Source organism: Proteiniborus ethanoligenes, assembly GCF_900107485.1.
GTDB lineage: Bacteria > Bacillota > Clostridia > Tissierellales > Proteiniboraceae > Proteiniborus > Proteiniborus ethanoligenes.
This window is the reverse complement of sequence record NZ_FNQE01000053.1, coordinates 1-9,052: the sequence shown is the minus strand read 5'-3', so window position 1 is coordinate 9,052 and position 9,052 is coordinate 1. Positions and strand designations below refer to the sequence as shown.

Here is a 9,052-nt window from a genome sequence, read left to right as displayed (position 1 = left end):
AATAACATAGAGAAGAAATCAGAAATCCAGCCAGATAAAAATATATGCTCCGGAATTTTTTTATCATAAATCCGGCGATATAATAGATGTTGACAATGCCTATCGAATAGGCAACACCGAAACAAACGGCTGACACAAGCCTCGCATCCGGGTACTGCATTCGAACTATATCTACCACAAACCCAAGGGCTAAAAATGCAAAAGAAAGATTCAGCATGATGCAGATATTCATGGAAAAACGGGCTTGCAGAAAAAGGATCACTGCAAGGCCCGCCAGAATCCCCCCGAAATAGTAGCTTTCTATCTGACTATTCGCAAAACCGCTCATTTGCTGAAGGGCGGCTGGTGCGATCACATCATTTAAGGCAAATACGATAAAAATCACAGGCATTAAGGAATATGCCTTTATAGGTGCTTTTACTTTTTGAAAGGAAGGCACCGTATCAGCACGAGACTTAATAAAATAGGTGCTAAACGCCAAGGTTATCATAATAAAAAAAATAAGAATGGCAAACGGATGCGGCTTGATCTGTGTACTACTTAATATCGGTTTTATATACATTAATACCTTTGGGAACAGCACAACCAGAATCATGGAATAAAATTTTTCCGAATTATTGAGAACCATAAAAAAAGCGTACACATGAGCGATAAAAATGTGCCCTATACAGGGTACGGCAATCAGCATAATGATTTTGGAAGGGATGCCCGGTCCAAGAAATAATACTGATATAAAACATACCAAAGAAACGATCACGCTGTAAAATGAGGCGGGAACAAATTTCTTTCCATCAAAAAGAAGCGGTATCAGACTGCCGGAAATCAGCATGACATAAAAGTAAAAGGTTGTGTCGCCCACAATTTCCTCAAATAGACTTACTTTAAGGGCAAAGCCTCCCATTGGCAGAAAATATGCATAGAGCCATATAGAAACAGCAATCCATCCCCAAAAATATGGCAAGTTTTCCCTTGTGACAGCCTTGATGCTAAGCTTATTTGTAACCTGAAATGCAAGTCGAAAAAAACCTTTTAGATCAATCCTATGTACTCCCATTATTTCCACACCACCTATATACGCTTATGCGCTTTGTATCTGCCGTCTTTTGGTTTCTCTGCTTCGTTTGGAATGGCCCAGGCCTTACCAAACCGGACAACGCCTGGAATAATTTCTTTTTCACAGAGAAATTGTACACGTCTCACAGATACACCCCATTTTTCCGCTGCTTCCTGTACGGTCATATATTCCATACGCTACTGCTCCTATCTGTAAAAATACAAAATGAATTACAATAATTTTATTATAATACGCCATTGCGTATAATACAAGTAAAAATTGGGCATGGCTGCATAAGATATTTCACCATGATTAAGCAATGCGGTTTAATTAAGGAACAACCTCCAGCGCTATAAATAGCATTTGTTATGTTGTAAAGATACAGCTTGTTCTTTCTCTGTAATAATATCTTTTAGAGTGAGTGGTTCTGGGCGGTTCACCATGAACCGGGGCTGGGTTCAGCTAAAGCACATAGTAACCCCTTGGTGGAAACTATGTGCTTTTTTACTGGCCCATCTAATCTTATTTCAAAATTAGCCTATTGCTTGTGTGGCTTCCATTCTCCCGATATCGAGTCTCCTTTTCAACCAATCCGGCTTTGCTAAGATCATGGAGCGCCCTCTTAATAGTACTGCGTGATAAATCCAAGTCAGAGGCAATGGTTTTTACTGCCGGCCAGCAGTCCTGCCCCTTACCTGCACGGTCTTTTAGATACATATAAACAACCCTTGCTCTTGATGGTAGCTCATCAGGAGAGGCCTTATACAAATGATCAAAATATCCCATGTTCTACCCCCTTCCTTTTAAGATGTCCGTACATGAGTACGGCGTTTCGATGTATTTGTTTGCGGTTCGGTAACAGGGGTATGCAAAGTACCGCTACCACTCACTTCCTCCAATAGCTCACCGCTTTCAGTATCAATAGCGATAAATGCTGCATGACGGCGCATAATATTTTCCTCTAGTATTTGTTTATCCGCATAGGTAACCTTTCGGTGGGCACGTTCTGCTACTGTATAAACACTATCAAAGGTAATGCCCCAATCTAAAAATAGGCGAAGCTTGGTTTTCATCGGGTGAGTACCTGTTTTCATCACAACAAAATTACCTTTTGGAATAGACTTCAGTTCATCTGCTGTCATGAGAGGACGCTCCATCATCTGTAAGGATTGGCTGGGGTCATTTTTGCCGCGGCTGATGCTACCACTCATGACGGTACGGCTGCCCATCGCCTTGGACAGCACCTCGGCAGTCTGGCTGTTGGGTGCAAAACCACCGAAGATAGTATCCTGGCAGTTATCTACGATAATTTCGGAGCCTTCTTTTCCGTAGTTTTTTTCAAGCTGTCCGAAACTTTGAATAATTGGAACCATGGTCAAACGGCGAGAACGGCTGGCAGAAAAAATCAGCTCAAGTGAGTCAATGGCAGGAAGCGTACCAAGCTCATCACAGTAAAAAACCACTCTGTTTTTCAGCTTACCTTCATTTTCATCGGCTACAGCTAAAATTTCACGGTAGAGCTGTTGAATCATTAGGCTAACCATAAAGTATTTTGTCAAATCTTCTTCCGGCAGCACAATAAATAATGCCGATTTTTTATTTACAAACTTTTCAGCATCAACAGCTGTATCAAAACACAAAATCTGCTCCATCTCGGAGTCAAGGAAAGAGTTTAATCTTGAGAGCACTGTGGATAGAACTGACATCATTGCCTGCTCTGCTGCCTTGAGAGTACAATAAGGATGTCTTAAGTTGAAATTATCCCCTTAGCGTAAAGCTATAGTTCATTTATCCACCCCTATTTTATTTTGTATATATACTTTATAGGTAAATTCTATCTTATTAAATTAAATCTCTAATTCTATTTTACTATCTCTAATCGGAACCAAAAAGTGCTGCCTTTCCCTAATTGTGATTCAACGCCATATTCTCCATCATGCATTTCTATAATATTTTTTACTATAGATAATCCTAGGCCTGTGCCCATTATGGGTCTTTTATGTTTTTTATCGACCTTATAATATCGATCCCATATATAGGGTAAATTACTTTCAGAGATTCCTTCTCCATGGTCTATTACTTCAATTCTTACAATATTGTCCTTGAGAATTTGTTTTACAACTACAAGCTTATCGCTGCCACAATGTGTGATTCCATTGAGCAGGAGATTATAGAATCCTTGAGTAATCTTGACCTCATCAGCAAGTATATAGATTTCTTTATCATATACGAAATCCAACTGATAGCCTTCATTTTTAACTAAACTACCAATACGATTAATAGTTTTTTGAAGACTTGCTGTAAGATTATAATTCGTCTTGTTTAATTTTTCTGTACCTGTTTCTATATTTGAAATATCAAGGACATCATTTACAAGAGAGGTCAAACGCTTTGTTTCGTCCATGATAATTTGGCTTTGCTCTGGTGTTACTTCTTGCGGGAAATCATGCATCATCTCAGCATAGCTATAAATTAAGGCTAAAGGTGTCCTCAAATCATGGGAGATATTTGCCATAAGCTCGCGCCTCTGTCCTTCTACTTTTGATAGCTCCACAGCAGCTGTATTTAGTGTGTCGGATAGTTCTTCAATCTCTAAGAATCCTTTGCCATGAAACTTCACCTCATAATTACCCATTGCCAAGGTCTTTGCACCTTTATTAATCTGCTCAATTGGTCTTGATATATGTTTAGATATAATAGCTGCAAGTATGGTTGCAAGTATGACCATGATTCCCGTTATGATAATCAGTTGTATTTTTAATGTGGATACTGTAGCATCAACAGGCGTTACCATAGCATAAAAGGTAAGAGATAGTACACTCCCATCCTGTAAAACAAACTCTTGAACCTGGGTAATTGTCTCTGGCTGCCTATGATTAAATCTACCAGGAGCAGGTTGAACTGGTGGAGCAAAGTCTTGGGTGGGTCTTACCATTATCTCTTTGGTTAGTTCAATTTCATGTAAAATATCCTTAAGGGTTGGGTTATTGATTTCTTGTTCGACTAAACGAATTGCTTTATCTATTTCAATTTTACGAGTAAATCTATACATATCACTTAAAAAGGTGGTCTGGAACATCCATAGAATTAGTATGAGTAATAAACAAAATCCTAAAAGAAATACAAAAATTCTCCATTGTAGTTTTAGTTTATCCATCGAATCGATACCCCAATCCCCGTAGAGTTTTTATAAAATATGAATAAGGACCTAGAGATTTTCTAAGAAGCTTTATATGGGTATCCAATGTCCGATCATCACCATAGTAGTCATATCCCCATACCTCAGTCATTATCTTTTCCCTTGGTATGGCAATATTTCTATTTCGAATTAAAAAAAATAATAAATCATATTCTTTAGGTGCCATATCTACTTGAATCCCATCAATAGAAACCTTATAGGCTGTCATATCTACTTTTAATCCATCCTTTTCAAATACAATATGTCCATCGGCATCAGACTCTCTAAAACTATTTTTATCAGCTCTACGTAAAATTGCATTTATCCTAAGCATAATCTCCTTTGAAGAAAAAGGCTTCACTACATAATCATCTACTCCAAACTCAAAACCCAAAATTCGATCATACTCTTCCCCTCGTGCAGATAACATTATAACCGGTGTATCCGAGAATTTGCGTATTTCTTTCACAGCGGAAAATCCATCTAATTCAGGCATCATTACATCCATAATGATAATATCAAAGGTATCGTCACGACAAAGTTCTACTGCCTCTAATCCATCCCCTGCTTCAGTGACATCATGGCCTTCAAATATAGCATATCTCTTTATTACTGCACGAAGCCCTGCTTCATCATCACATATCAAAACCTTAGCCATTAATATCCATTCCTTTCTTGAGAAGATTTTCTATTCAATAGAAATTTGACTATTAAAAGTTACATCCTTTAATAGTCAATTTTTGTTTGTTTTTTTAAATTATATCATAAGTTTAGTAGTCTTTTTTATACCTAGCGACAAATATTGTAGCTATAATTAGTACAAATAATAATAGACTGATTTGGATAAGGTTGTTTTTACCTAGATTCTGTCTTATATCACTATTAGGCACTATAGAATTCGTTGGATTTCCCCTCATTTCCTCCTGGAGCTCTATCCTGCCCTCTTGCCTCATATTAGATAATTCCATGTCAGCTGGAAGTTCCATTCCACTTGGTATCTCTATTTCTTCTAAGTTACCAAAGAATGGTCTACCTCCATTTCTATCCATTCCACCAAATCCTTCATTGCCTCCTCTTCCTCCCATCATACTCCCAAGGTCAGATAGATTTAAATCACCTGCTGAAATTAGATTATCAGCATCGGCCTTTTGATCTTCAGTAGTTGAATGAACTGTGCCATGTAGCTGACCTTGAATACTTTTAGCTCTCAGATTTCCAAGGGTGATAAAGGATGATACAGCTTTTTTATATTCTTCATAGGTACAGAATGCCGTATTATCATTTTTAACATAATCAGAAATCAATGTATCAAGAGTATTTATTTTTTCTTCAAATTTACCATTTGCAAAATACTCATCCATTAATTGCTGTAAATAACTATGATATAAATTTAGATACTCAGGATTTTCAAATAGTTTTTCAATTAAAGGTCTACTGGACATCTCCACGCCACTTACTGGTGTATCTATAGGGAAGTTTATAACCGATGATGCATCTCCACTTTGAAATCCTCCCCATGCAAGATTATAGTCCCAAGGCAGAATAGTAATCTTGCCCTTGTTTTCATATACATAGTAGTTTTGTGCCATACTTGAACTATAACTATCAAGATTAACCACAATGGTATGGGCAGCCAAATAACGTAATATTTGGTCTACATCAAAATATTCTTCTAAATTATTTCCTTCAGAAAGATTTTTTAGTGCTTCAATTACACGTTTATAATCCTTCTCTGTTCCTTTACCTACAACATTGTTGAAGATGGAACCGTAGCTTTCCACATTATCATCAGTATATTCAAGACTTCCACCGCCAGAACCTCTTCCCATGTCTCCACCCATTCCCGGGAATCTATCTTCCATATTTCTACCTTCTACGCTCCTATCTTCCCCATTTATGGATTCAGGTAATTCGTTACTTGTTCTTTCCTGTGATTCACCATTGGGTCTTTGAAATCTAGTATTTTCTCCACCTTCCATATCTGACATGGCTCGCATATTGTTATTTTGTCTATTTGGTTGATTATCTCCCATATTTCCACCCTTATCCATACTTTTTACATTATAAAGCATCCCAGATGTATCATTAAAAACTCGCTGTTCATAACTTTCATTGTATAATTCTACCGCTAGATATAAACCCCAGTTTTCATCATTTACTTTAATATCTGCAAATCCAAAGCACGGGGCATCTACGCCAATTTCCTTCATTAAATCATAGGAAACATACTCTTTCATATAGGTATTATCCCCAAGCATATTATTAACTACAAAACTCTCAAGTCCAAAACATGTCTGTCCTTTTATATATTCATCAAATTGAAAACGAAAGCTATATCGATCACTATTGGAACTTGCAACTTGGGTTAAACTGGAGTTACCCTTAGGACGTATTCCAACGGATTGGAATTTAGTCCCATTCACCATTACATCTGCCATTATATATTGTTCGTTTATTGCATTGTCTAACATCTCTTGCCATTGAGCTTCATCTGCAATAATCTCGACAGAGATAATATCACTTCCGAAGATTTTACTTGTATATTCTGCCTTACCAGTATTTATAATATTTGCTTCTTGTGTATTTGCAACTACTACAAATAAAATACTTACTACCAAGGCAAAAACAAGGCTTATTGCAATTAATATATTTATTTTTTTACTTTCTATCATGTTTTCACCCCATTAAGAATATTTAGGCTGTATATTCACCATTGTAACTTACGAGGCAAGCGTTGTTTACCCCATTTATAGTAAGTAATTCATTTAGGAGTTTTGCTGACATATCTAAAAGTCTAACTTCAACAGTTAGTTCAATACCATTTCTTGAAACTGTCTTTGCTTTGACTAAGTTCTTTTTAGTCATTGATTTTATCTTTATCATAGAATCTTCTTCCGCTTTATCATCTTCTAAATTAAGTATAATGATATATGGTGTATCACTGCTTTTCTTATTTACAAATACAAGAAGAACGATCCCTATAAAAATAGAGCCAATCACCCCAAGGGGAATCAAACCTGCACCAATGACTATACCTACTGAAATTGCCCAAAATAAAAATGCGATATCCAATGGCTCTTTTACTGCCGTTCTAAAACGAACAATAGATAATGCACCTACCATACCAAGGGATAAAATAATATTTGATGTTACTGCAAGGATAATAAATGTTGTAATCAGTGTCATAGCCATTATGGAAACACCAAAAGATGCACTATACATAACACCTGCAAAGGTCTTTTTATAAACGAAAAATATAAATAGCCCTATGGCAAATGATAAAAGCATGGCAATTGAAACATCCAATATTGAAAACTCCACAGCCTTTTCTAAAAAACTTGATTTAAAAATATCATTAAACGTCATTATGAATTACCTCCGATTTATATAATTCTTGTTACTGCATATTTTGAAAATGCAGCACTTCTTCTGCTGGAAAGGGATACTATACCACGAATGATCTCAGGTAGAAAATTATCATACTTAACCTCCAAAATATAAACATCTGTAACTGGTACAAAAACAGGATTAGCCATCAAAAAATCCTGAATATTAAAGCTTGCTCGAATATCATAGTCCAATGTTATACGTACATTTCCTGCATGATAAACATATGCCTCCCGCCAATAATCCACTATATTTTTAGGTCGTAGTTGCTGATAATGCATTTTAGTGTACAACTCCAAACATAATGGAGTATCCATCTCTTTTAATACTGCTATATCTCCTTCAATCAATCTTTTACATTGATCCTCTCTTATAACTGCACTTTCCTTATAGCATATGCCATTCTTTTTACTTTTCTTTTCAAGTCGAATGAAGGATGTATCATTGTCATATAATCTTAAACGGAATTTCTCACGTTCATTTACTCCTTCTATTTTTTCTTTTAATGCCTTATCATTATAATTATCAAAATACAGGCTTCTAATTCGATAACCATTTTCTGTACCGCAATTTCTATCAAGACTGGCTACAAATGGAAGCCTTGCCCTAAGTTGAAGCACGTCGCAATAGTTAATATAATGTTTTAGCTCATATCTACCTTTAATCTTACTCATCTTTTCACTCCTTCCTATGGAATGATTCTATAATACAAGATGAATATGAAATATATTTGTATATTATCTGAACTTTAACTGAATTATTGTTTATAATAACATCATTATTTATTTGTAAAGAAAATCAATCAGATATGTTCCCACAAACAGAAAACCCATTGAATGTCATCTATACACTCAATGGGTTAAAACCACTATAACTATTGATTTTACTACATCTTACACTTTTCAATTCTAACCACAACTTCAACGTGCCTTGAGAGGTCAATAAAGATGTCGTATGAAGATGGCATCCCCTTGGTGGGATAGTACTATCTCCGAAAATAATAGCTCATTTTTTTCTTATACATTTTTTTATACATCTTATATATATTTAGGTTATTCCTTTCTTCATTCTAATGCTTATTAAATTATGAACAACAAAGCCCTCAAGTATACTCATAATTGAACATGCCCCTGTCAAGTAGACAGTGGTAAAAATAAAAATCTTTCTACGCCAATCGTTGAACAATGGTTGGCGTAGACTCATTCTATGCAACTTTATTCTGCAAGTAATTTCTGTACTCTATTGGTGTCATACACTTTAATCGCCTTTGATACCTATGATTATTGTAATACTCTATATAATCAACAATAGCAGTTTCTAATTCGGAGTATGAATTGAATCTTCTAAGGTAATACATTTCAGATTTTAACATGCCCCAGAATGCTTCCATAGGTCCATTATCAATGCATCTTGACACTCTGGACATGCTTTGT

Annotated in this window: 9 protein-coding genes and 1 pseudogene; all 10 read right to left on the bottom strand. The window is 35.9% G+C overall.

All coding sequences use genetic code 11. The annotated features are described in order from the left end of the window. Positions 1 to 1,054: hypothetical protein (locus BLV37_RS14505; protein WP_143031533.1), on the bottom strand; the 1,054-nt coding region annotated here is incomplete at its 3' end. A 14-nt stretch (positions 1,055 to 1,068) separates the two neighbouring features. Beyond that, positions 1,069 to 1,248, bottom strand: a complete 180-nt coding sequence (locus BLV37_RS14500) for a helix-turn-helix domain-containing protein (protein WP_091733106.1) — start codon at positions 1,246 to 1,248, stop codon at positions 1,069 to 1,071. 328 nt (positions 1,249 to 1,576) lie between these two features. Next, positions 1,577 to 1,840 carry a helix-turn-helix domain-containing protein gene (locus BLV37_RS14495; protein ID WP_091733103.1) on the bottom strand — a complete coding sequence of 88 codons (264 nt, stop codon included), beginning with the start codon at positions 1,838 to 1,840 and terminating at the stop codon, positions 1,577 to 1,579. A gap of 17 nt (positions 1,841 to 1,857) precedes the next feature. Beyond that, a pseudogene (locus tag BLV37_RS14490) lies at positions 1,858 to 2,784 on the bottom strand (type IV secretory system conjugative DNA transfer family protein); the annotation flags it as partial. Positions 2,785 to 2,915: 131 nt separating this feature from the next. Continuing rightward, on the bottom strand, positions 2,916 to 4,211 hold the full coding sequence (locus tag BLV37_RS14485; RefSeq protein ID WP_091733101.1) for a HAMP domain-containing sensor histidine kinase: 1,296 nt from the start codon (positions 4,209 to 4,211) through the stop codon (positions 2,916 to 2,918). Beyond that, positions 4,204 to 4,890 (bottom strand): response regulator transcription factor, encoded by a 687-nt coding sequence (locus BLV37_RS14480; RefSeq protein ID WP_091733098.1) that lies wholly within the window; start codon positions 4,888 to 4,890, stop codon positions 4,204 to 4,206. The genes BLV37_RS14485 and BLV37_RS14480 overlap by 8 nt, the downstream gene beginning before the upstream one ends. Positions 4,891 to 5,002: 112 nt before the next feature. Beyond that, the gene (locus tag BLV37_RS14475; protein WP_091733095.1) at positions 5,003 to 6,904 is read right to left on the bottom strand and encodes a CotH kinase family protein; all 1,902 of its coding nucleotides are present in this window, start codon (positions 6,902 to 6,904) and stop codon (positions 5,003 to 5,005) included. A gap of 22 nt (positions 6,905 to 6,926) precedes the next feature. Further along, entirely contained in the window at positions 6,927 to 7,598 is a 672-nt protein-coding gene (locus BLV37_RS14470) for a DUF4956 domain-containing protein (protein WP_091733093.1), read from the bottom strand. Between the two features lie 17 nt (positions 7,599 to 7,615). Beyond that, positions 7,616 to 8,293 (bottom strand): polyphosphate polymerase domain-containing protein, encoded by a 678-nt coding sequence (locus BLV37_RS14465; RefSeq protein WP_091733090.1) that lies wholly within the window; start codon positions 8,291 to 8,293, stop codon positions 7,616 to 7,618. Between the two features lie 530 nt (positions 8,294 to 8,823). Continuing rightward, on the bottom strand, positions 8,824 to 9,052 hold a 229-nt coding region (locus BLV37_RS14460), incomplete at its 5' end, for an IS3 family transposase (RefSeq protein WP_143031532.1).

Coding starts and splice junctions, on each gene's coding strand:
- BLV37_RS14500 (WP_091733106.1), bottom strand. CDS start 1,248: ATGGAATATATGACCGTACAGGAAGCAGCGGAAAAATGGGGTGTATCT.
- BLV37_RS14495 (WP_091733103.1), bottom strand. CDS start 1,840: ATGGGATATTTTGATCATTTGTATAAGGCCTCTCCTGATGAGCTACCA.
- BLV37_RS14485 (WP_091733101.1), bottom strand. CDS start 4,211: ATGGATAAACTAAAACTACAATGGAGAATTTTTGTATTTCTTTTAGGA.
- BLV37_RS14480 (WP_091733098.1), bottom strand. CDS start 4,890: ATGGCTAAGGTTTTGATATGTGATGATGAAGCAGGGCTTCGTGCAGTA.
- BLV37_RS14475 (WP_091733095.1), bottom strand. CDS start 6,904: ATGATAGAAAGTAAAAAAATAAATATATTAATTGCAATAAGCCTTGTT.
- BLV37_RS14470 (WP_091733093.1), bottom strand. CDS start 7,598: ATGACGTTTAATGATATTTTTAAATCAAGTTTTTTAGAAAAGGCTGTG.
- BLV37_RS14465 (WP_091733090.1), bottom strand. CDS start 8,293: ATGAGTAAGATTAAAGGTAGATATGAGCTAAAACATTATATTAACTAT.